General features: G+C 45.9%; 27 protein-coding genes. 22 read left to right on the top strand and 5 right to left on the bottom strand.

What is annotated here, in order from left to right; genetic code table 11:
- Nucleotides 1–102: 102 nt before the first annotated feature.
- The 4 genes from P3X63_RS11900 to P3X63_RS11885 all read left to right on the top strand — a co-directional run bounded on the left by P3X63_RS11900 (nucleotide 103) and on the right by P3X63_RS11885 (nucleotide 3,194).
- Entirely contained in the window at nucleotides 103–846 is a 744-nt protein-coding gene (locus P3X63_RS11900) for an SGNH/GDSL hydrolase family protein (protein WP_026587524.1), read from the top strand.
- A gap of 19 nt (nucleotides 847–865) precedes the next feature.
- A complete protein-coding gene (locus P3X63_RS11895; protein WP_026587523.1) occupies nucleotides 866–1,441 on the top strand; it encodes a YpmS family protein in 576 nt (191 codons plus the stop codon).
- Between the two features lie 78 nt (nucleotides 1,442–1,519).
- On the top strand, nucleotides 1,520–1,720 hold the full coding sequence (gene ypmT / locus P3X63_RS11890) for a protein YpmT (protein WP_026587522.1): 201 nt from the start codon (nucleotides 1,520–1,522) through the stop codon (nucleotides 1,718–1,720).
- 121 nt (nucleotides 1,721–1,841) lie between these two features.
- The gene (locus tag P3X63_RS11885) at nucleotides 1,842–3,194 is read left to right on the top strand and encodes an IS1182 family transposase (RefSeq protein WP_179115646.1); all 1,353 of its coding nucleotides are present in this window, start codon (nucleotides 1,842–1,844) and stop codon (nucleotides 3,192–3,194) included.
- A gap of 127 nt (nucleotides 3,195–3,321) precedes the next feature.
- Here the strand turns inward: P3X63_RS11885 and P3X63_RS11880 are convergent, their stop codons facing one another.
- A complete protein-coding gene (locus tag P3X63_RS11880; protein ID WP_051290385.1) occupies nucleotides 3,322–4,005 on the bottom strand; it encodes a DUF4397 domain-containing protein in 684 nt (227 codons plus the stop codon).
- A gap of 91 nt (nucleotides 4,006–4,096) precedes the next feature.
- Between P3X63_RS11880 and P3X63_RS11875 the strand changes: the two genes are divergently transcribed.
- Nucleotides 4,097–5,446, top strand: coding sequence for an MATE family efflux transporter (locus P3X63_RS11875; protein ID WP_277690811.1), 1,350 nt, complete (start codon nucleotides 4,097–4,099; stop codon nucleotides 5,444–5,446).
- A 13-nt stretch (nucleotides 5,447–5,459) separates the two neighbouring features.
- Here the strand turns inward: P3X63_RS11875 and P3X63_RS11870 are convergent, their stop codons facing one another.
- Nucleotides 5,460–5,708 (bottom strand): hypothetical protein, encoded by a 249-nt coding sequence (locus P3X63_RS11870; RefSeq protein ID WP_026587519.1) that lies wholly within the window; start codon nucleotides 5,706–5,708, stop codon nucleotides 5,460–5,462.
- Nucleotides 5,709–5,776: 68 nt separating this feature from the next.
- Nucleotides 5,777–6,211 carry a MarR family transcriptional regulator gene (locus P3X63_RS11865; protein WP_026587518.1) on the bottom strand — a complete coding sequence of 145 codons (435 nt, stop codon included), beginning with the start codon at nucleotides 6,209–6,211 and terminating at the stop codon, nucleotides 5,777–5,779.
- Between the two features lie 345 nt (nucleotides 6,212–6,556).
- Between P3X63_RS11865 and msrA the strand changes: the two genes are divergently transcribed.
- From msrA to P3X63_RS11795, 14 genes are all read left to right on the top strand, one after another.
- Nucleotides 6,557–7,093: a peptide-methionine (S)-S-oxide reductase MsrA gene (gene msrA, locus P3X63_RS11860; protein WP_026587517.1), complete on the top strand. Its 537-nt coding sequence runs from the start codon at nucleotides 6,557–6,559 to the stop codon at nucleotides 7,091–7,093.
- Complete coding sequence (gene msrB, locus P3X63_RS11855; protein WP_026587516.1) at nucleotides 7,090–7,533, top strand: peptide-methionine (R)-S-oxide reductase MsrB; 444 nt, start codon at nucleotides 7,090–7,092, stop codon at nucleotides 7,531–7,533. Before msrA ends, msrB begins: the two co-directional genes overlap by 4 nt.
- Before the next feature lie 44 nt (nucleotides 7,534–7,577).
- Entirely contained in the window at nucleotides 7,578–8,429 is an 852-nt protein-coding gene (locus tag P3X63_RS11850; protein ID WP_256860387.1) for a GNAT family N-acetyltransferase, read from the top strand.
- An 81-nt stretch (nucleotides 8,430–8,510) separates the two neighbouring features.
- Nucleotides 8,511–8,630 (top strand): YjcZ family sporulation protein, encoded by a 120-nt coding sequence (locus P3X63_RS11845; protein ID WP_077736604.1) that lies wholly within the window; start codon nucleotides 8,511–8,513, stop codon nucleotides 8,628–8,630.
- 175 nt (nucleotides 8,631–8,805) lie between these two features.
- Entirely contained in the window at nucleotides 8,806–10,041 is a 1,236-nt protein-coding gene (locus P3X63_RS11840; RefSeq protein WP_277690803.1) for an MFS transporter, read from the top strand.
- A 604-nt stretch (nucleotides 10,042–10,645) separates the two neighbouring features.
- Nucleotides 10,646–12,001, top strand: a complete 1,356-nt coding sequence (locus tag P3X63_RS11835) for an aspartate aminotransferase family protein (RefSeq protein WP_277690801.1) — start codon at nucleotides 10,646–10,648, stop codon at nucleotides 11,999–12,001.
- A complete protein-coding gene (locus P3X63_RS11830) occupies nucleotides 11,991–12,674 on the top strand; it encodes a CoA transferase subunit A (RefSeq protein ID WP_026587512.1) in 684 nt (227 codons plus the stop codon). Before P3X63_RS11835 ends, P3X63_RS11830 begins: the two co-directional genes overlap by 11 nt.
- Complete coding sequence (locus P3X63_RS11825) at nucleotides 12,659–13,312, top strand: 3-oxoacid CoA-transferase subunit B (RefSeq protein ID WP_026587511.1); 654 nt, start codon at nucleotides 12,659–12,661, stop codon at nucleotides 13,310–13,312. The genes P3X63_RS11830 and P3X63_RS11825 overlap by 16 nt, the downstream gene beginning before the upstream one ends.
- Before the next feature lie 13 nt (nucleotides 13,313–13,325).
- On the top strand, nucleotides 13,326–14,594 hold the full coding sequence (locus P3X63_RS11820) for a peptidase (protein ID WP_077736606.1): 1,269 nt from the start codon (nucleotides 13,326–13,328) through the stop codon (nucleotides 14,592–14,594).
- Nucleotides 14,595–14,612: 18 nt separating this feature from the next.
- A complete protein-coding gene (gene ablB, locus P3X63_RS11815) occupies nucleotides 14,613–15,458 on the top strand; it encodes a putative beta-lysine N-acetyltransferase (protein ID WP_277690796.1) in 846 nt (281 codons plus the stop codon).
- A gap of 74 nt (nucleotides 15,459–15,532) precedes the next feature.
- Nucleotides 15,533–16,942 (top strand): lysine 2,3-aminomutase, encoded by a 1,410-nt coding sequence (kamA, locus tag P3X63_RS11810; protein WP_077736608.1) that lies wholly within the window; start codon nucleotides 15,533–15,535, stop codon nucleotides 16,940–16,942.
- On the top strand, nucleotides 16,939–17,220 hold the full coding sequence (locus P3X63_RS11805; RefSeq protein ID WP_026587507.1) for a YokU family protein: 282 nt from the start codon (nucleotides 16,939–16,941) through the stop codon (nucleotides 17,218–17,220). Before kamA ends, P3X63_RS11805 begins: the two co-directional genes overlap by 4 nt.
- Nucleotides 17,221–17,309: 89 nt before the next feature.
- Nucleotides 17,310–17,531 (top strand): YozE family protein, encoded by a 222-nt coding sequence (locus P3X63_RS11800; RefSeq protein WP_026587506.1) that lies wholly within the window; start codon nucleotides 17,310–17,312, stop codon nucleotides 17,529–17,531.
- Nucleotides 17,532–17,704: 173 nt separating this feature from the next.
- Nucleotides 17,705–18,385 carry a hypothetical protein gene (locus P3X63_RS11795; RefSeq protein WP_026587505.1) on the top strand — a complete coding sequence of 227 codons (681 nt, stop codon included), beginning with the start codon at nucleotides 17,705–17,707 and terminating at the stop codon, nucleotides 18,383–18,385.
- Here P3X63_RS11795 and P3X63_RS11790 read toward each other — a convergent pair.
- Nucleotides 18,378–18,512, bottom strand: coding sequence for a hypothetical protein (locus P3X63_RS11790; protein WP_026587504.1), 135 nt, complete (start codon nucleotides 18,510–18,512; stop codon nucleotides 18,378–18,380). The two genes, P3X63_RS11795 and P3X63_RS11790, sit on opposite strands and share 8 nt — an antisense overlap.
- A 120-nt stretch (nucleotides 18,513–18,632) precedes the next feature.
- Between P3X63_RS11790 and P3X63_RS11785 the strand changes: the two genes are divergently transcribed.
- From P3X63_RS11785 to P3X63_RS11775, 3 genes are all read left to right on the top strand, one after another.
- Nucleotides 18,633–18,803 carry a YozD family protein gene (locus tag P3X63_RS11785; protein ID WP_077736609.1) on the top strand — a complete coding sequence of 57 codons (171 nt, stop codon included), beginning with the start codon at nucleotides 18,633–18,635 and terminating at the stop codon, nucleotides 18,801–18,803.
- 115 nt (nucleotides 18,804–18,918) lie between these two features.
- Nucleotides 18,919–19,530 carry a phosphatase PAP2 family protein gene (locus P3X63_RS11780; RefSeq protein ID WP_077736610.1) on the top strand — a complete coding sequence of 204 codons (612 nt, stop codon included), beginning with the start codon at nucleotides 18,919–18,921 and terminating at the stop codon, nucleotides 19,528–19,530.
- A 54-nt stretch (nucleotides 19,531–19,584) separates the two neighbouring features.
- The gene (locus tag P3X63_RS11775; RefSeq protein ID WP_026587502.1) at nucleotides 19,585–19,899 is read left to right on the top strand and encodes a YodL domain-containing protein; all 315 of its coding nucleotides are present in this window, start codon (nucleotides 19,585–19,587) and stop codon (nucleotides 19,897–19,899) included.
- Nucleotides 19,900–19,936: 37 nt separating this feature from the next.
- On the opposite strand, the gene P3X63_RS11770 is transcribed toward P3X63_RS11775, so the two are convergent.
- Entirely contained in the window at nucleotides 19,937–20,068 is a 132-nt protein-coding gene (locus tag P3X63_RS11770; RefSeq protein ID WP_142246112.1) for a hypothetical protein, read from the bottom strand.
- Nucleotides 20,069–20,107: the final 39 nt, after the last annotated feature.

Here is a 20,107-nt window from a genome sequence, read left to right as displayed (position 1 = left end):
AATCTGGAAAACAGGCTTTTTTTAACACGTTGCAAACGATTTTCAAAAGAATGAAAACATGGTACACTTTTTTTTAGGTTATTGAAGGAAGGGGCATCCTTATTGAAGATACGTTTTTTATCAGTCATGATGGCCCTCGTCTGTCTGCTCTCAGCCTGTGCAGAGGGTCATGCGGGCGCTGAAAAAACAGTGGCAGCCCCCAAGCGGGATATTGTGATCGCCGCTGTGGGTGATTCTCTGACAGAAGGGGTAGGCGATCGAGAAGAAAAAGGGTATGTCGGCGAGGTGGCCGACAAGCTTGAAAAGCGCAGCGATGTCAAATCGGTTACGGTGAAAAACTATGCCGTTAAAGGGTCCCGGACTGATCAGCTGCTTAAAAAACTGCAAGATAAAGAGGTTCAAGAAGGCCTTAAGGATGCGGACTATATTTTGTTTACAATCGGCGGCAATGACCTGATGAAGGTGGTTCGGCAAAACTTCGCCCATTTAACACTGAAGCCTTTCCGCACAGAACAGAAGGCATTTGAAAAGCGGTTTGTGAGCATTCTAAAAGAAATCAGAAAGCAAAACAAAAGCGCCGAATTGATTTATGTCAGCATGTACAACCCGTTTAAATTTACATTGTCTGAACTGAAAGAAGTTGACCAAGTCGTAGGGGAATGGAATCTAGGGGCTGAAAAGAAACTCAAAAAAGTTGAGAATGCAAAAATGGCCGATATCGCTGATATATTCGAAGAGTACAGTGATAAAAAAAAGATTTCAGAAGATGAATTTCACCCAAACCAATACGGGTATTCATTAATTGCCAAACGCGTTTATGAACAAATCGAAGAAGAAGACCTCTGAATCAGAATTAGGTGAAAATATGAAGAAGTGGAAACGTCTGTTTTTTATTTTGGCAGCGGCTAATGCGATCATTTTGGCCGGGATTTTGATTCTCCTGTTCCTTCCCGGCGGCCAAAAATACCCCGGCAAGACGCCAGCGCCAAGCGAATATGAACTGAATGTGACCAGTACGAAAGAGTCTTTGGCGGCATTTATTAATACGTATTTGGAAAAGGAATCGTCGCCAGATCTTGACTACAAAATAGAGATTGATGACGAATTCCACATTGTCGGTGCGATCCGCGCCTTTTCATCAACGGTCGATGCAAAGGTTTCCTTCCGCCCGGCGGTTGAAAAAAACGGAGATGTGGTTTTGGATGTTACAAAATTCTCGATCGGCAGATTGAATGTTCCAATATCCGTTGTCTTAAATTATATGGACCAATTTTATGATCTGCCGCCCTTTGTCCATGTCAGAGCTGATGCCAAAGAAATTCAGGTTCGTCTGTCGGAAATGCCGCTTAAAAACGGAATGTATATCAAAGCCAAAAACATTGATTTAAAACAGGATCAAATCGAATTTGTTTATTATCAGCCGGCTGCATCATCAGATTGATAAGCTTGATGTAAGCTTTTAAAATGAAAGAAAATAAGAAGCAATGGATCTGTTTTGTTTCAATACTGGGGTGAACGTATGGAACGTATTTATGGATATTTCAGCTTTCTGTCGCTGTTATTTTCATTTTACTTCGGCGGTCTCGCCGCCTTCAGTTTTATCGATGAACATATGGATAAGATGTATTTGAATATCGGTTACTGCGCTTTATTTTTAAGCATTATGATCTTTACACTTGAGATGAAAAAGCACAAAAAAACAGAGCGGAACGACCAATAAAAAAGAGACTTTACGTCTCAGACTGTCGAGAAAATCTCGACAGTCTTTTATTTTTTCCTTAAATCATCCATTTCTTCATTTTATAATAAAGAAAAGGACTTAAAAGGAAGGTGTTTTGCTAATGTTCTACACCAGAAATTCTTCTCAAAACGAAGCCGAATTCGTATTGCTTGATCAACTTGTTGAAGAGGATCATCTGCTACGCAAAATTGACAAATACATAGATTTCTCGTTCATTATTGAAAAGGTTAAGCCTTACTACAGTGAGAATAATGGCCGGCCATCTCTCGATCCATTGATTTTATTCAAAATGATGTTTATCGGATACCTGTACGGTATCCGTTCAGAAAGACAGCTCGAAAAAGAAATTTACTACAATATGGCCTACAGATGGTTTTTAGGATTAAATATCAATGATCCAGTTCCTCATCATTCAACGATCAGTTGGAACCGACGCACTCGTTTCAAAGATACAACCATTTTCCAAGATATTTTTGATGAAATTGTCCTTCAAGCCATCAATCACGAAATGGTTGGCGGGCGTGTCCTTTTTACCGATTCAACCCATCTCAAAGCCAACGCCAACAAGCATAAATATACGAGGAAAACAATTGAACAGGATACACAAAACTATATAAAGGACTTGGATGAAGCCGTGCAAGAAGATCGAGAGGCGCACGGAAAAAAGTCTTTAAAAGCCAAAGAGGAGGTGAAAGCTAAAAAAGAAATTCGCCACAGTACCACCGATCCCGAAAGCGGCTATCTTTACCGTGAAAATAAACCTGAAGGTTTTTTCTATTTGGATCATCGAACAACGGATATGAAATACAATATCATCACCGATGTCTATGTAACACCTGGCAATGTCCATGATTCTGCACCTTATCTTGATCGTTTAGATCACCAAATCGGACGATTTGGTTTTCAAGTTGAAGCCGTCGCTCTGGATTCCGGCTATTTAACAACACCAATCTGTAAAGGGCTTTCCGACCGCCATATTTTTGGCGTCATTGCCCACAGACGCTTTCATCCTAAAAAAGGTTTGTTTCCTAAATGGAAGTTTCAATACGACAATGAAAAAGATCAGTACATTTGTCCAAACGGACAAACACTTTTTTACTCCACAACCGATCGAAAAGGCTACAGGTTTTATAAATCAAATCCTGAAAAATGCGCTTCATGTCCTCTGCTTGAGAGCTGTACACGATCTAAAAACCATCAGAAGGTCGTTTCAAGACACATATGGGAGGATCATAAAGAAAAGGTCAGGGAAAATCGTTTGACTGCCTCAGGAAAAAACCTCTACAAAAAAAGAAAAGAAAAAATAGAGCGAAGCTTTGCAGATTCAAAACAGCTGCATGGGCTTCGCTACTGCCGGTTGAGGGGAAAACGGAATGTGACGGAACAAGTTCTCCTCACAGCTACCTGCCAGAATATGAAGAAGATTGCCACACACCTAGCGAAGCTAGGCTAGGAGTGTGGGAGGCCTTTTTCTGTTTCTTTGTAAGAAGAAAAACATATCAAAACCTATTTAAAACAAAAAGCTTGTAGAAAAACATGGGTTTCTCTACAAGCTGAGACTTTACGTCTCTTTTTTTTCGCTAGCCTAAGCTTTCCATGGGAAGTAAAGCTTCCTTTATTTCAAGAGAGGGGGCGCCGTTGGCGAAGCCGAGACAATGCAGTGTCACGGACTGGCCGGCTTTTGCCCCGATTTTAGGGACGTTGAATAAGACTGTTTTCGTACCGGCCGCCCTGATATCCAAATCGAGTTTTTGTGGCGGAAGCGTGATGTACGGGCCGGCTTTTGCAAAAGGGACATTTGCGAAAAGAACAGGTCCGTTGCGGACGGCAAGATCGAGAGCCGGGGCATCCGGGGAAAGGTGGACGAATTTGAAGCCGATGCTTTGCGGATCGGTGATGTTTCGATTGTTGATTCCGACGGGAAGCAGCCTTGATGGTGTACCGGTGACGGCAATGGTATAATTTGTTCCCGCTGTCAGCTGATCATATGCTGTCAGGAGGTGACGGCGGTCATGTCCTGTTGTAAAAAAAGCGATTTGAATACGGCCGGCAGGAACTGAAACAGGAGAAGTCAAGCTTTTGTATGGAACGTTTTTAAAAAGCGGCATCCCATTAACGGCCATATCAATATCTTCTGTATGCGGAGCGGCATGGAGCAGACTGAGCATGACGTTTTTTGTGTCATAGCGAAAAACGGAAAGCGCCGCCTGCCTGCTGTGATGCGCACCACCTCGAGTACGGGCATTAAGTTCAGCACCATTCATCTTCACACGCCCCTTTATCTTCTTTCTGTCATCATATTCCGCCGGCTGGTAAGCGGACACAGCACTAAAAAGTCTGGAAAAGGAGAAGAAAATGAAAACGGATTTTACATATGGAAATGTATTGAAGCAGTTGATCCTCTTCTCAGGCCCCATCATTTTGGCTAACCTTTTGCAAGTTTCCTTTCAGTTCATCGACAGCTTGTGGGTCGGGAACCTGCTCGGCGCTCAGGCTCTTGGAGCCGCCGCCGTATCCGGAACGGTATTCTTTACGGTATTGTCGTTTGTCTTGGGGATCAATAATGCGGCACTGACGATTCTCTCACAGCAAAAAGGAAAAGGGGACAAGCAGGGGCTTGCTTCATATGTCAATGCATTTGTCGTCTTGATGACGGTGATGAGCCTATTTGTCGGCATCCTTGGGTTTGTATTCACAGAGCCCTTGCTATCCCTTTTGGAAACGCCCGGCGAGATGATGGACTTAGCGACCGTTTATTTAAGAATTCACTTTATTGGAATTATTTTTCTATTTGGCTATAATTTTATCAGCACTATTTTAAGAGCTGTCGGTGACAGTCAAACACCTTTACGCTTTGTTCTATTGGCTGTCATCATCAATCTTTTCATGGATCCGCTCTTTATATCCGGACTGAAGCTGGGGATTTCCGGAGCGGCATATGCAACCGTTGTGTCGCAGGGGGTCGCTTTTGTATACGGGCTGATCCTGACGGTGAAAAAAGGGCTTGTTCCTTTTAGGATGCCGGTGATTCCTTCGTTTCAAGAGACAGCTGTTATCCTGCGGCTCGGAGTACCCGCGGGACTGCAAATGATGGTGATTTCCGGCGGTTCCATGGCGATTATGAGCGTTGTCAATTCATTCGGCGAAAGCGTTGTTTCCGGGTATGGAGCGATCCAGCGGATTGACAGCATCCTCATCCTGCCGGCGATGGCGATCGGAACAGCCGTCAACAGTATGGCTGGACAAACCATCGGAAGCGGCGATATGGAGCGCACGAAAAAAATCGCAAACTACGGCGTTTTTTACGTCATGATGTTTATGCTGGCGATCAGCACCGCCGTTTTTTTGGCCGGATATCAAGCTGTCAGGCTGTTTATTTCTGAGGCGGATTCGGTGGCATTCGGCGAACAGTATTTAAAAACCGTCGCTTTTTTCTATCCATTCATCGGCATTAATTTTGTGCTCAATGGTGTGGTAAGGGCAGCGGGAGCGATGTTTCAAATTTTGGTATTGAATGTCATTTCTTTTTGGGTCCTTCGCTACCCGTTTACATTCATGTTTTCGAAATGGTTCGGGGAAAACGGGATTGCGCTGGGAATTGGGACGAGTTTTCTATTAAGCAGCCTGACGGCGTTTTTGTATTACCGTTATGGCAAATGGAAAAACCTCATTCTGTTTAAAAAACAAGAAAGCACATCTTCCTAGGAGATGTGCTTTCTTAGCGTCTATCGTGTTCGGCGTGCTTGATAAAAGTCCTTTCATCTTCAATTAAACCGCAGGCTCCGCATTGAACTTTCATATCAGGGCCGCTGTATGGAAGATGAAAGGGAGAGCGCTCACCTTCTGAATACGTTTCCATGATTTCCCCCGTCGATGGATCAAGCTTGACGGATGTTGGCGCCTGCTCAATGAGATTAAACCGCGTGCGGTTTGTTTTGCAGTTTGGACAGAGATAAGGAGCTGTCATCATCTTCGCACCTCTTTTTATTCATAAGATGCGCAGAGAGGTTTATTTTTATGTATAAACCTTTTTGATTAACGCTGTTCTCTTTTTTTGTCCAGTTTGCTGAACAGTTCGATCAGTGTTTTCAGCTCTTCGTCGGTATAGCAGCTGAAGCGTTTCATATAATATTCTGTTTTCTTTTCTTCGAAATATCTGATAATTTCTTTGCCTGTATCCGTTAAATGGATTTTGATGATTCGTCTGTCTTCTTTGGAGCGGACTCTTGTGATCCATCCCTTTTCGACCAATGTGTCGGTTACAGCTGTGATGTGGCTTGCAGAAACGCCTAAAATCGTTGCAAACTCCGTCACCTTCTTGGGACCTTGTTCACTTAACAGACGGAGAATCATAAATTCATTACGGGACATCTCTTTTTCGAGCAGTTCATTTATCTCATCACGTATCTGTTTAAAAACCGTGCGAAGCAACGCTTCCATATCATACATCATTTGTTCTCTAGCTTTCAAAATTTCGCCCCTCCATATAGTTAGCAAATTCCGCTTTCATTTTTAAGGAATGACCGAATCAGCATGATTTTTATTGATCATGAACATGATATCACTATGATACCATAATTTTTGCCTTTCAAGTGCATGTTTCAGAAGATTTTTAGTTCATTTGACCATCAATTGAACAAATGCAAAACCGAATGGGTGAACAATCGGCTATTTGAACTGAAGAAGCCAACGAATTGTCACAACTTTGCGTGAAGGTATATACCCGGCGGCTCATGAGCAGAAGAAACCGGGAAAACAGGCGGCTGTGATATAATCATTCCCATCAGGTGTTTAAAGAGAAGGAGGCAGATTGAAATGGCTGAAAAACAAGAACTTGCGACATTTGCCGGAGGCTGTTTTTGGTGCATGGTCAAGCCTTTTGACGAGCAGCCGGGTATTATCAAAGTAGAATCCGGCTATACCGGCGGCCATAAGGAAAATCCGACATATGAAGAAGTTTGCAGCGATACGACGGGACATAGAGAAGCGGTGCAGATCACATTCGATCCGGATGTGTTTCCATATGAAAAACTGCTTGAGCTCTATTGGCAGCAAATTGATCCTACAGACCGCGGAGGGCAGTTTGCAGACCGCGGGGAATCCTACCGGACGGCGATCTTTTATCATCATGACAAACAGCGAACGCTCGCTGAAGCATCAAAGAAAAAGCTTGAAGAAAGCGGGATATTTAAAGAGCCGATCGTAACCGATATTCTTGAAGCGAAGCCGTTTTATCCGGCAGAGGAGTATCATCAGGATTATCACAAAAAACATCCTGACCGTTATAAACGATATCGCATCGGAAGCGGCCGGGAAGGATTTCTTCAAGAGCATTGGGGGGATCAGGCATGACGGTTAATAAAGAAGAACGGCTGAAACAGCTGAACCGGATGCAGTACGAGGTGACGCAAAACAACGGAACAGAGCCCCCGTTTCAAAATGAATTTTGGGACCATAAGGAAGAGGGGATTTATGTCGATATTGTTTCAGGGAAGCCGCTATTTTCCTCGCTGGACAAATTTGACGCCCATTGCGGCTGGCCAAGCTTTACAAAGCCGATTGAAACCGGGGAGATCGAAGAAAAGCTTGACACGTCTCACGGCATGATCCGGACGGAGGTCAGAAGCAAGACGGCCGAGTCCCACCTCGGCCACGTGTTCCCAGACGGTCCCGGGCCAAACGGGCTGCGCTATTGCATCAATTCCGCCGCTCTGCGTTTTATCCCGAAGAACGAACTTGAGAAAGAAGGGTATGGCGAATACGCCAAATTATTTGACGAAAAAGAAGATTGACGGTTCAAAAAAATGATCCTTTTTCATAAAGGATCATTTTTTATATGACTTTTTTAACAGGAAATGTTCCTTTTGATGACGAAAAACTACTTGAGGAACGAAATGAACGAAAAGAGGCTGTCATCATGAAATCCATTGCAAAAGCTGAAGAAAACTATTTATTGCTGACATGCAGCAAAAAAAGCGAACCATTCTACGACATATATACGGACGACCAGCTGCCGCAAATGTTCGCCCATCATTTTATACAGCTGCAAGACGCATATCCTTTGGCGGATTTATACTCGTTATTGGTCCGAGCTCCCGGCATTTTAAAACGAAATTACATTCATGTGAAAAGCTCATTTGGATGCGACATCCCCTTTTCTATGAAAAAAACGCTCTTTGACCTTGGATATATTCTTGACGAAGAGCTGTTTTACAGCATCAGGCTGTCCGATTGGCAAGAACACGCCGGCATCAGCCGGGTCGAATGGGGCACGGAAAAATCGCTCCGCGATGCCTGCCGCGTCATGGAGGCTTACGATTCATTGAGTATAGACGAAGCATTTGCGAAAGAAAAGCTGCGCCGCAAGTACCTTTATTACGAACAAGGTGTCATCGAGCTGTTTGTCTGCTATTCAGATGAAGGAGAGCCTGTCGGCTGTGCCGAGCTTTATCTCGATCACGGTGAAAAATTGTCTAAAATCGAAGAAGTGGCCGTTTTAGAGCCTCATCAGAAGAAAGGCTATGGAACAGAGCTCATCTGCGGGATGCTTGCGGCATCTAAGCAGTCGGGCATGACATCCAGCTATCTTGTCACATCAGGCAGCGACCATGTCAAACGGTTTTACGAAAAGCTCGGTTTTCAGCGGAAGGAACGGATGACAACCATTTTTAAATATTTGTTTGGCTGAATGTGGGCAGGTGCACAAACAAATGGTGACTTGGCCTGCATAGGCTGGGGTGTAGACTTTTTAAGAAAGGATGAATGGCCTGTGCACTACTGCTGTCCTGATGGAGGATATGGCTATGGATTTCACGGAAGAAGCACTTTTGTGTTAATCGTTGTACTTTTCATTCTGCTTATTATCGTTGGAGCCGCTTTTATCTGCTAAGATACGTTAAAAAGACCGGTGCTTTGCATGCTCGCAGGAACCTTCCAGTTCGGAAGGTTTTTGCCGTTCTGAAGAATAAGGCATTGTTAAATATTGAATACATATGTAAAATAATCCTGTAATCTTGATGAGCAGCTCAGACGGAGGTCCTATATTTTCACAAGGGGGATTCAGATTGAAATATGCATGGCTTATAAAAGGTGATTTTTTCAGATTATGGTCTGGAACATTTTTGTCTTTGTTCAGCTCCGTCCTTTTTTATTATTCATTGGTGTGGTGGTCTTTATATGAAACCGGAAGCGCGCTTCAGGGAGGCGTGATGATCGGGCTCGGGCTGGCCGTTTCTGTTGCGATATCGCCGTTTACCGGATGGCTGTCTGACAGGTTTCACAGGGGAAAGCTGATTGCCGTTTCAGACATGTTCATATCGGCGGTTTTTTTTACGATCGGCATTTTGGCGCTAAACGGCACCAGTCCGCTTCTGTTGTTGTTGGCGGCCAGAGTGGTGATCTCCACCTGCCTGACCGCGATTGAACCCGCGGCAAGATCGCTCATTCCTGATACGCTTCGGCAAGACCAAATTGAAAAAGGAATCGCATTTCAGGAAGTGCTATCACAGATGATCCAAGTGCTTGTGCCGCTCCTGACGGGTGTGCTGTTTTCATTTTTGCATTTTGGCTGGGTCTGGGTGATTTGCGGGAGCCTTTCATTCATGTCGATCTTTTTGGAGTGGAAAATCAAAGACAACAGAGGAAATCAGCCTCATATTCCGTTTACGAACAAACAGCTTTTCAGCGGGTTTTCTAGCATATTCCAAAATAAACCGCTCAGGTATTTACTGTATGGGACAAGCGTCCAGCAGCTCGTATTCAGCGGGTTTCCCATCTATATCGTCGTTTGGTCTTCGCTCTTTGTCAAAGACCAGGCATGGCTTGGCGGGGCTTTTCAATCACTTTGGGCCATGGGAACACTCGGGGCGGCGCTGTGCCTGTCATTTATCGCCAAAGAGGAGCATGCAAAAGCGGCTGTGCCTGCCTTGATGGTGATGTTCGGCCTGCTTTTATTTCCGCTTGGCTGGATCGCTAATATTGTCATCGCCGCTTTCCTTCTGATCCTGATCGGCATGATCTCCGGTGTTGTCAATATATATTTGGAAGGATACTTGCAGCGATTGACGGAAGGTGAAAAGAGGGGGAGGTCCCTGGGGGCTTTTTTTGCGCTCAACAGCACCTTCATGCCGCTCGGTTATGCGCTGGCCGGTATTTTATCAGACGCCGTCAGCCCAACATATTTATTCCTGGTTGTCGCTTTGCCCGCTCCTTTCGCTGCATTCAGTATGATGCGTTCTTTTTCTCTGTGGGAAAAGCAAACAGGGAATGATGCGTCTTCTGAAAAAAAGGTTTCTATGTAAAAAATAAAAGGATGTTTTTCTAGATTCCCAACACAGGCAGAGATACATTGAACCGAAGCCGCTTTTTTCTCTATCCATGCTTTAAAATTCACCGATCATGGGTGTCAGGTGTTTGACGTTTATTTCATCGTTCTCCTTGAATTCTTGTTCAGAATAAACGAATGGAAACCCTGACACATCTTTCACTTCATCTGAGTGAGGCGTTTTACAGCTTCCCATTCACCGCCTATGTATCCACATCGATTTCGTTAAATGCAAAGCAATCGAATGGCTTACAGCATCTTTCAAATACAGGTTCGATGCAGCCGAAATGATCTTCAGTCAAGTAAATCGAATCAGAATTCCAGCACTTTCCCTTTATTCCGGTCTGAAAAAATGTCGATGCAGCATGTGCCTTCAAGCATATTTTTTTCATAATTGATTTTCAAGTCGCGTCATCCCGCCAAAAGGTGATCTTATTCCTTTATGATAAAACGATCGTTCGCTTGTTTCATGATAAACCATTTTTGCACTCATTCCGGCTATGAAAAAAGAATGCCGCCATTTCCCGCTTCATACAATGTAAAGAAAACATCCTTTTCATTCGGAAGGGGGGGAAATCTGCATGTCATTTTTGATTAAGCCGGATCTTCATCAAAGCTATCCGGTCGTTCAGTATGCGAAAGGAAGCTATATATACGATCAAACCGGAAAACGATTTCTTGACGGCTGCTCAGGTGCTGTCACTTGCAGCCTCGGCCACGGAGTATCCGAGGTTATTGCTCCTCTCAAAGAACAGCTGGATGCTGTTTCTTTTGTCTATCGTTCACAGTTTACGAGCCAGCCTGCGGAGCAGCTTGCCGAACTGCTGGCGGAAGTGCTGCCCGAAGATCTAAACTGGTCTTTTTTTGTAAACAGCGGCTCAGAAGCGGTCGAAACCGCAATGAAAATCGCTGTTCAATACTGGCAGGAAAAAGGGCAAAACGACAAAACGATGTTTCTTTCCAGATGGAACAGCTATCACGGAATCACGAACGGAGCCCTGTCACTGTCGGGGTTTTACGAACGGCGCTACCGGTTTACACAGATGCTGCACAACTATCCCGCTGCATCTGCTCCAAACTGCTACAGGTGCCCGTATCAGCTGTCAGCTCCCGAATGTGAAACAGCATGTGTGAAGGAGGTAGAGCTTGCCATCAAACGGATCGGCAAATCGTTTATTGCCGGCTTTGTGGCCGAACCTGTGATCGGAGCCGCGGGAGGCGCCATTGCCGCTCCTCGCGGGTACTACAAAAGAATCAAAGATCTTTGCGAAGAAAACGGGATTCTGTTCATAGCGGATGAGGTGATGTGCGGCATGGGAAGAACGGGGAAGATGCTGGCGATCGAACATTGGGGTGTTACGCCGGATATCGCTGTTCTCGGGAAAGGAATGAGCGCCGGGTATTCTCCGATTGCCGCGGCTGTCATTACGGACGGGATCATGAAGACGATCAAAAATGGCTCGGGTGTGATCATGAGCGGTCATACGTACAGCGCCAACCCTTTTTCCGCCGCGGCCGCGCTTTCGGTCCTGCGCTATATCATAAAGCATGATTTGCCAAGACAAGCAGCGACCAAAGGAAAAAGGCTGAAAAATCGGCTGAGGGATGTCATGAAACAATCAAACATAATTGGTGACATTCGCGGAAAAGGGCTGCTCTTGGGTGTTGAATTTGTCTCTGATAAAAAAAGCAAAAAACCGTTTCCTTCGTCACTGTCAGTATCAGCGCGAATCATTTCCGAAGCGAAAAGGAGGGGGCTGCTCATTTATCCGGCGGAGGCGGGAATTGCCGGCGGCGGGGGCGACGCCGTGATCATCGCACCGCCGCTGACGATTACGGATCATGAGATGGATGAGCTTGTATTCTGTTTGCAAGAAGCCGTACATGCGGTTGAAAAACAGGTGGAAAAGGTGATCTCAGCAGATGATGCGGAATAAACGGATGGCAATTGAAGAAGCGGTTGCAGATTTAAAAGATGAGTCGGTCATTATGGTCGGCGGATTTGGCGGAGTCGGTTCACCCCCGTCTTTCATCAGCGCGATTTTGGAAACGGGTGTGAAAGATTTAACGGTGATTTGTAATGATGCCGGGTTTCCAGGCATCGGGATCGGCCCTTTGATCGTCAATCAACGGGTAAAAAAGCTGATTGCTTCACATATCGGCTCAAACCCTGTCGCCGGAAAACAAATGACAGACGGGTTTCTTGACGTTGAATTTTCTCCGCAGGGGATTTTGGCCGAAAGAATCCGTGCGGGCGGTGTAGGATTGGGCGGGATTTTGTCCGACATCGGGGTTGATCACGAGATGGTGCGAGAAGGCAAGAAGCTTGTGAGCATCAATGGACGATCCTATCTCGCCGAAGCGGCGCTGACTGCTGAGTTTGCCTTCGTTTTCGGGAAAACGGCCGACGAGTTCGGAAACGTTATATATGATAAATCGGCCCGCAACATGAATCCGCTCATGGCGATGGCCGCTGACAAGACATTTGCAGAGGTCAACCGGATCGTCCCAGCGGGTGAGCTTGCTGAAGAAGAGATCGTGACACCAGGCGTTTTTGTCCATGGGGTGAGCGAGACGGGAGGGGTGAACTGGAAATGGGTTTGGGAGTAACGGAGCGGGAGCAAATCGCAAAAAGAGCGGCTGAAGAAGTGAAAAATGGAATGGTTGTCAACTTGGGAATCGGCATCCCGTCTTTAGTCCCGAATTTTTTGGCCCCCGGCATTTCCGTCATGATTCAAGCGGAAAACGGTGTGCTCGGGATCGGGGAAACGCCTGAAAAGGGAAGTGAGGATGAGAACCTTTGCAATGCGGCGGGCTACCCCGTCACGGTTGTCAAAGGGGCTTCCTATTTTGATTCGGCCGTGTCTTTTGGGATGATCAGAAAAGGCTGCATCGACTTGACGATCCTCGGATCCCTCCAGGTCAGCAGGTCTGGAGATCTTGCCAACTGGATCGTGCCGGGCAAAAAAGTCCCCGGGATGGGAGGGGCAATGGAGCTTGCCCAAAAAGCGAAAAAAGTGATCGTTGTCATGAGCCATACCGATAAAAACGGGGCGCCGAAGCTCGTGGAAAACTGCACGCTCCCTTTAACGGCCAAAGGCTGTGTTGACATGGTCATTACCGATAAAGCTGTGATTGCGATTGAACACGAAGGTTTTGTTTTAAAAGAACTGATGAACGGAGCAGATCTTGAAGATGTACTGCGGCTGACAGATGGAAAGGTCAGGATCGATCAGCCGTTTTCGTAAGAGGAGGAATTGGATGGAGAACATAGAGAGAAAAGTGTGCGATTGGATTGATTCGCACGAAAAAAAAGCGGTTCGCCTGTTGAAAAAGCTCGTCGGTGAAAAAAGCACGCTCGGAGAAGAATTTAACGCTCAAGCCGTCGTCTTGGAAAAACTGAGGCAGTTTGACGCTGAAATCGATGTCTGGGAACCGAGCATAAAACAATTAAATCAGCATCCCCTGTTTAAATCCGACAGAACAAGCTTCAAAGAAAGTCCGAATATCGCGGCTGTCAAGCGCGGTTCAGGAGGGGGGAAATCGCTGATTCTCAACGGCCACATCGATGTCGTCCCCGCAGGGAACCGCAATGATTGGGACATCGAGCCGTTTCAGCCGATCATGAAACACGGAAGGATTTACGGGCGCGGCACGACTGATATGAAGGGAGGGAATACCGCCCTGTTAATGGCGATCGAAGCGCTTGAACAATGCGGGGTCCGATTGAAAGGGGACCTTATTTTTCAAAGCGTCGTCGATGAAGAATGCGGAGGAGCGGGAACCCTTGCCGCCGTCATGCGGGGGTACCGGGCGGACGGAGCCCTGATCCCGGAGCCGACAAATATGAAAATCTTTATCAAACAGCAGGGATCAATGTGGTTCAGAATCACGGTAAAAGGGCTTTCCGCACATGGAGGCACAAGGTATGAAGGCGTTAGCGCCATAGAAAAAAGCATGCTTGTCATCGGGTCGATCCGTCAGCTTGAATCGGTGAGAAATAAAAGAATCAAAGATTCCTTATATGAACATATCCCGATCCCTGTCCCGATCAATATCGGAACCATCAAGGGCGGCGCATGGCCCTCATCGGTCGCCGACACCGTGACCTTGGAGGGAAGGTGCGGAATCGCCCCGAACGAATCCCCGGAAGCCGTCCAGGCTGAATTGGAGAACTGGCTCCAAGATCTTCAGTATCATGATGACTGGTTTAAGCATTACCCTGTGGAAGTCGAATGGTTTGGGGCAAGATGGATGCCCAATGATTTAGCTGATGATCATGAATTGGCGGTTTCTCTGAAAAACGCCTATCAAAACATCACCGGCAAACAGCCTGCCGTCGAAGCGTCTCCATGGGCGACAGACGGAGGCGTCCTGTCCCATGCGGGAGATACGCCAGCCATCGTCTTCGGACCGGGCGAAACAAAGCTGGCTCATCAAGCGAATGAATACATTGAAAAGGATGCGATGATCAAAGCGGCGAAAATCATCAGCCTCTTCATTATGAATTGGTGTGGCTATGAAAAGTAAAGCGACAAGGAGGGGGCCATGACGGAAAAATGGAGCAACGAATACGGCACGCTCGAGATCGATCTTGATGTGCTGAATAAAAGAATCAGAGTCATCAACTATGAAGGGGATGTCGCTTCTTTTTTCCCGGATATACTGAAAGCTGCAAAAGCGCGTAATCTTGAAAAGATCATCATTTTTGCGAAAGCACGAGACAGAACCGCTATGCTTGAGCATCTGTATGAGCCGGAAGGACAGATAGACGGATATTTTAACGGCCATGACGCCGAACTGTTTGTGAGATATGTAAAAGAAAGCAGACGAGAGACACAGGATTGGAACAGACAGGATCAAATGCTGGAAACATTATTTTGCACCAAATGTTTAAAAGCGGAAAAGAAAAGCGAATTTAAGATCAGGCAGGCCGACGCAGAGGATGCACCTCTTATGGCAAAGCTCTACAAGGATGTCTTCCCGGTATATCCGGCACCTGTTTTCGATCATACCTACCTTGAAAAGCTGATGGCCGAAGGAACTGTTTACCGGCTCGCATTTGACGAAAACAAGCTGATCGCAGCAGCGGCGGCAGATATCAATCCCGCTTTGGGGCATGCGGAATTGACCGATTGTGCCGTTCTCCCTTCGTATCGGGGCTCTTCTTTGACAAAGCGGCTCATCACGGCACTTGAAGCAGACCTGAAAAAAGCCGGCATCTTTTCTGTTTTTTCGATTGCAAGAGCGGCTTCCTTCGGAATGAACGCCAGTCTTTATCATTTGTCTTACCGTTACAGGGGGCGTCTTATCAACAATTGCCTCATTTATGAAGCAATTGAGAACATGAACATCTGGTGCAAGAATTTAAGCGGCTTTCAGGATGATTTTTGAAAATAAGAGGCACTTTCCCTGACCGTGACATAACCTGGGAAGTAATAGGAAAAATGCTGATAGGGGGATGGAATATGGCAAACGGCCTGTTCAAGCCAAAAAGGCATTGGAAGGAAATTGAGCTTTGGAAAGATGTTCCCGAAGAAAAGTGGAATGATTGGATATGGCAGCTGACTCATACCGTGAGAACGTTGGATGATTTAAAAAAGGTCGTCAATCTGACAAAAGAAGAAGAAGAGGGGGTGCGGATTTCTACAAAAACGATTCCTCTAAATATTACACCTTACTACGCTTCCCTTATGAATCCCGACGATCCCCGCTGTCCGATCAGGATGCAATCGGTTCCGCTGTCAGAGGAAATGCATAAAACGAAATACGATCTTGAAGATCCCCTGCATGAAGATGAAGATTCACCTGTACCGGGGCTAACCCACCGGTACCCTGACCGCGTTCTTTTTCTCGTCACAAATCAGTGCTCCATGTATTGCAGATACTGTACGAGGCGGCGCTTTTCAGGTCAAATCGGCATGGGGGTGCCGAAAAAGCAGCTTGACCAGGCGATCGGATATATTCGGGATACACCGGATGTCAGGGATGTGCTGATTTCGGGAGGGGACGGTCTGTTAATCAATGATCAGATACTGGAGTACATCTTGAAAAATCTGCGCGCCATTCCGCACGTTGAAATTATTCGGATTGGCACGAGAGCTCCTGTCGTGTTTCCGCAGCGGATCACCGATAAGCTTTGCGACATTTTGAAAAAATACCATCCCGTCTGGCTGAACACCCATTTCAACACGAGCATCGAAATCACCGAAGAAGCGAAGGAAGCCTGTGAAAAGCTTGTCAACGCAGGCGTTCCGGTCGGCAATCAGGCGGTGATTTTGGCGGGCATAAATGACAGCGTTCCCATTATGAAAAAACTGATGCACGATTTGGTCAAAATCAGAGTCCGCCCGTATTACATTTATCAGTGTGATTTATCCGAAGGCATCGGCCACTTCAGGGCCCCAGTGTCAAAGGGGCTTGAAATCATTGAAGGCTTGCGGGGGCATACGAGCGGGTACGCCGTACCGACCTTTGTTGTGGACGCACCGGGCGGGGGCGGGAAAATCGCCATTCAACCGAACTACCTGATTTCGCAAAGCCCTGACAAAGTCGTACTCCGCAATTTTGAAGGGGTGATCACTTCTTATCCTGAGCCGGAAAACTATGTGCCAGGCAGAGCGAACGATTATTTCGCCGAAATCTATCCAGAGGTGATGAGGGAAAAAGAACAGATCGGCATCTCCGCGATCTTTGAGGATCAGACGCTCTCTTATACACCTGACGGCTTAACCCGTTTAAAAAGGCGGGAAAGCTATTCTGAGCGGCCTGACCATGAAACATTGAAAAGCCGAAGGGCAAAGCGGGATGAATTAAAAGAAAAGAAATTCCTCGCCCAGCAGAATAAAGAAAGCGAAGCTGAGGGGCGTGCTCAATGAAGCGCTGTGACTGGTGCGGCCAGACGGAAGCAGAACATGACCGAACGACCGTATACTGGGAGCTGCCGGACGGCACAAAAGCGGTTGAAATCACGGAGACGCCCGCTGTCAGCTGCGGCAGCTGCGGGATGGTCTATCAGGAGGAATCCATCATTCAAGACATTGAAAACCAGCTGCTCTTGATCGATACAAAAGCACTGCCTTCATCCGTATCATTTGACACGCTAATGAAAACCGAGCGGATTTTAAAGCGCAATTATTTTGACTTCTCGTCTTAAACCGGCTTGACTAAAGCCGGTTTTTTTGTTTGTATTTTTTTCTGGTGCCTGTATAATAGTACATCAAAAGAAGACAGGAGGGGGAGGCCGTGAAATCCTTTTATCATTATTTAATGAAATACCGACATCCGAAGCCGAAAGACGCGATCAGTGAATTTGCCAATCACGCCTATCATGATCACGGGTTTCCGAAGACGTCAAACCAGTACGATGAAATCAGTTCATACCTTGAGCTCAATGGAGATTATTTATCATCGATGACGACATTTGATGAGGCTTGGGAAAAATATATATCGGAAACAAGGCAGTAAAACCCGCAGATCGATGTCTGCGGGTTCTTTTATGGCCTAATCCCGGGTGCCGGCATGGTTTTTTAGGATTTTCGGCAAACACGTTCATGCGTTGTATCCTTGCCCATGCGAAATGACAGCCTTATGCATACGATAAGCGTAAGACGGAAGCTTTAAGGCAAGGGGGAGTCAAAATGAAGCCAAACGCGCCTAAATTTAAAGTCGGAGATGTTGTAGTTGTTGTCATGTACGGAACGGTCGGAACTGTGACAAAAGTTCATAAAATCGACAAGCATTTTCTTTATGAAGTCAATCATAATGAAGTTCTTTATTTTGAGTCTTCTTTACAGCTTTATAAAGATTATGACGGGGTCATCGTCGAGACGGAAAAGCTTGATATCGAATATGGTTTTCTAATCGGTGATGTCGTGTATGTAAAAGATTACGGCAAAGAGCTCTTTAAAATCACCGGACACAGAACGGAAATCTGGAGATATGTAGAGGACGGCTGGGAGGATATTATATATGAACTGACCCGCCTGAAAGACGGGGAATGGCTTGAGACGGAAGAAGAAGACTTGACACTTGTGCTCAGAACATATGAAATGGATCAGTTTGTTCACCAGCTGCTTTTTGTTCATTATGTCGGTGAAGCCGGACAGGAACTGGATGAACCGATTTCAGAAAAGGTATTGCTGCCATCTGCCACAGATAATGAAGAGCAGGAGCATGAGCGTGAAATGGCCGTGGCTGTCGTGGATGAGCTGCTGGATATTTACAACGACTACAAAGTGCTGTATGAAATGTTTCAGGATGCGGAATACAAAGAAATGATGAATTTTGTTTTAAACAGCCTGAAAGAATATTTCAGCTGAAAAACAGCAAATATAAAAAATAAGGAAAGCAACCGAACAAAATGAATCCGAACATGACTTTCAAGACTTTTTCCAGCATCAGGTCGAAACCGTCTCCGTCAAGCGCTGCAATCATTTTTTGGATCATTTCTTTTCCCCTTCCCGCTTTGTTTTGTTACAACATGTATATGAGAAGGGACAAACATTATGACAATCCGGTTATAAATCCGAATGCCGGCTCATACATCAGAATAAGGAGGCGATCAAAATGAAAGAAATTGAGCTTATGATAGATACTGAAGAAATCGCTGATTTTTTTTATCTTGAGCTGACAAGAAGAGGCTACATACCGAATGAGGACGAACTGTTCGAAATTGCCGATATCACCTTTGATTACCTGCTTGCAAAATGTATGATAGATGAGCATATAGAAGATTAAAGCGATGGGGACCGGCCGGGCTTTGCCTTCGGTCCTTTTTCATTTATTGCCTTAAAAAGAGAAGCGGGGGTACAATATGTAAACAATATCGACTTAAGGAGGCGCAGATTTTTCGATGCGTAACACACTCATTTTCACCGCACTTTTTCTGGTCATGGCCGCCCTCATCCGCGTTCCTGCTGTTCAGCTGATCGACGTTCATATCGCGAAGGCGGCCGCGGCTCTCAGACAGCCGCTCCTCACCCCGTTTTTTAAAGCGATGACAGGGATTGGGTCAAGCGGCTTGCTGCTGACCGTGATGCTCGTTTTGACACTGCTGCTCGCTTACCGCAAAAAAGCGGCGGCTTCACTGTATGTTTATCTGCTTTTTCTTCTGGAAAGAACGGTCAATGAAGGACTAAAAGACTGGATTTCCCGGCCGCGGCCTGAAGTGAGCCATCTCGTTCATGAGACATCCTTCAGCTTTCCGAGCGGGCATTCGATGAATGCGGCGAGCATGTATCCATTTATCGCATATATCCTTTTACTGCACATTCCTTTTTTCAAGAAGCACAGGACGGCCGTTTTGGTGTGGACAGGCCTGGTGACCATCCTGATCGGAATCAGCCGCATTTATCTCGGCGTCCATTACACAACCGATGTTATAGCAGGATTTTCTCTCGGTCTGGCGCTGTTTTTCCTCTTCAAGAAAATTGGCGAAAACTACCCGCTTGTTCGACAAAACTAGTCAAAGGGTTTCCCTTGCCAAACGCCAATAGTATATAAAAAGGGAGGGATCGTATTGCCGTTGATGTTGTTTAAAAAGAAGCTGACAGCTTATGATGTGACGATTTTTCAAACGCCTTGCTTTGGAGAAGATAAGGGATATGAGATGGTTTACAGAACAGAAATAAACGGCAGAACCCATGCGGATGTGCTTGAGCGGACGTTTTCCACCTTTAATGTGTATGACACGGTGCCGAATGACTATAAGGCCAGATTTCTTGCCACAGGCGACATCGTTTTAATCGATGAAGGGAAAAAAGGAAAAACCTACTATAAACTGCTATCAACAGGCTGGAGAAAGATCAACCGGATTTTACTCCAGTCGTCCTAAACGTAAAAAAACTGCGGAAGCGCCATCCGCAGTTTTTTTACGTTGTGTTCTTTCGTTTTCTGGCGCTGAAGTCTTTTTCGTGTGCTTCCTCCGCCGCGATCACATCTTTTGCGGGGATGTGATTGTTTTTCTTCAGCCCGGTCACTCTGTTTCGCTGTTTTTTGCCCATTATACCTTTGACCTCCTTCCATAAAAATAGGATGACTAA

The organism is Bacillus sp. HSf4 (assembly GCF_029537375.1).
Classification (GTDB): Bacteria; Bacillota; Bacilli; order Bacillales; family Bacillaceae; genus Bacillus; species Bacillus sonorensis_A.
This window is presented reverse-complemented; position numbering and strand designations above follow the sequence as displayed.

Excerpts from the sequence above, each read along its gene's own strand:
- P3X63_RS11895 (WP_026587523.1), top strand. The coding sequence starts at position 866 with ATGAAGAAGTGGAAACGTCTGTTTTTTATTTTGGCAGCGGCTAATGCG.
- ypmT (WP_026587522.1), top strand. The coding sequence starts at position 1,520 with ATGGAACGTATTTATGGATATTTCAGCTTTCTGTCGCTGTTATTTTCA.
- P3X63_RS11885 (WP_179115646.1), top strand. The coding sequence starts at position 1,842 with ATGTTCTACACCAGAAATTCTTCTCAAAACGAAGCCGAATTCGTATTG.
- P3X63_RS11880 (WP_051290385.1), bottom strand. The coding sequence starts at position 4,005 with ATGAATGGTGCTGAACTTAATGCCCGTACTCGAGGTGGTGCGCATCAC.
- P3X63_RS11875 (WP_277690811.1), top strand. The coding sequence starts at position 4,097 with ATGAAAACGGATTTTACATATGGAAATGTATTGAAGCAGTTGATCCTC.
- P3X63_RS11870 (WP_026587519.1), bottom strand. The coding sequence starts at position 5,708 with ATGACAGCTCCTTATCTCTGTCCAAACTGCAAAACAAACCGCACGCGG.
- msrA (WP_026587517.1), top strand. The coding sequence starts at position 6,557 with ATGGCTGAAAAACAAGAACTTGCGACATTTGCCGGAGGCTGTTTTTGG.
- msrB (WP_026587516.1), top strand. The coding sequence starts at position 7,090 with ATGACGGTTAATAAAGAAGAACGGCTGAAACAGCTGAACCGGATGCAG.
- P3X63_RS11850 (WP_256860387.1), top strand. The coding sequence starts at position 7,578 with ATGACTTTTTTAACAGGAAATGTTCCTTTTGATGACGAAAAACTACTT.
- P3X63_RS11835 (WP_277690801.1), top strand. The coding sequence starts at position 10,646 with ATGTCATTTTTGATTAAGCCGGATCTTCATCAAAGCTATCCGGTCGTT.
- P3X63_RS11830 (WP_026587512.1), top strand. The coding sequence starts at position 11,991 with ATGCGGAATAAACGGATGGCAATTGAAGAAGCGGTTGCAGATTTAAAA.
- P3X63_RS11825 (WP_026587511.1), top strand. The coding sequence starts at position 12,659 with ATGGGTTTGGGAGTAACGGAGCGGGAGCAAATCGCAAAAAGAGCGGCT.
- P3X63_RS11820 (WP_077736606.1), top strand. The coding sequence starts at position 13,326 with ATGGAGAACATAGAGAGAAAAGTGTGCGATTGGATTGATTCGCACGAA.
- ablB (WP_277690796.1), top strand. The coding sequence starts at position 14,613 with ATGACGGAAAAATGGAGCAACGAATACGGCACGCTCGAGATCGATCTT.
- kamA (WP_077736608.1), top strand. The coding sequence starts at position 15,533 with ATGGCAAACGGCCTGTTCAAGCCAAAAAGGCATTGGAAGGAAATTGAG.
- P3X63_RS11805 (WP_026587507.1), top strand. The coding sequence starts at position 16,939 with ATGAAGCGCTGTGACTGGTGCGGCCAGACGGAAGCAGAACATGACCGA.
- P3X63_RS11795 (WP_026587505.1), top strand. The coding sequence starts at position 17,705 with ATGAAGCCAAACGCGCCTAAATTTAAAGTCGGAGATGTTGTAGTTGTT.
- P3X63_RS11790 (WP_026587504.1), bottom strand. The coding sequence starts at position 18,512 with ATGATCCAAAAAATGATTGCAGCGCTTGACGGAGACGGTTTCGACCTG.
- P3X63_RS11785 (WP_077736609.1), top strand. The coding sequence starts at position 18,633 with ATGAAAGAAATTGAGCTTATGATAGATACTGAAGAAATCGCTGATTTT.
- P3X63_RS11780 (WP_077736610.1), top strand. The coding sequence starts at position 18,919 with ATGCGTAACACACTCATTTTCACCGCACTTTTTCTGGTCATGGCCGCC.
- P3X63_RS11770 (WP_142246112.1), bottom strand. The coding sequence starts at position 20,068 with ATGGGCAAAAAACAGCGAAACAGAGTGACCGGGCTGAAGAAAAACAAT.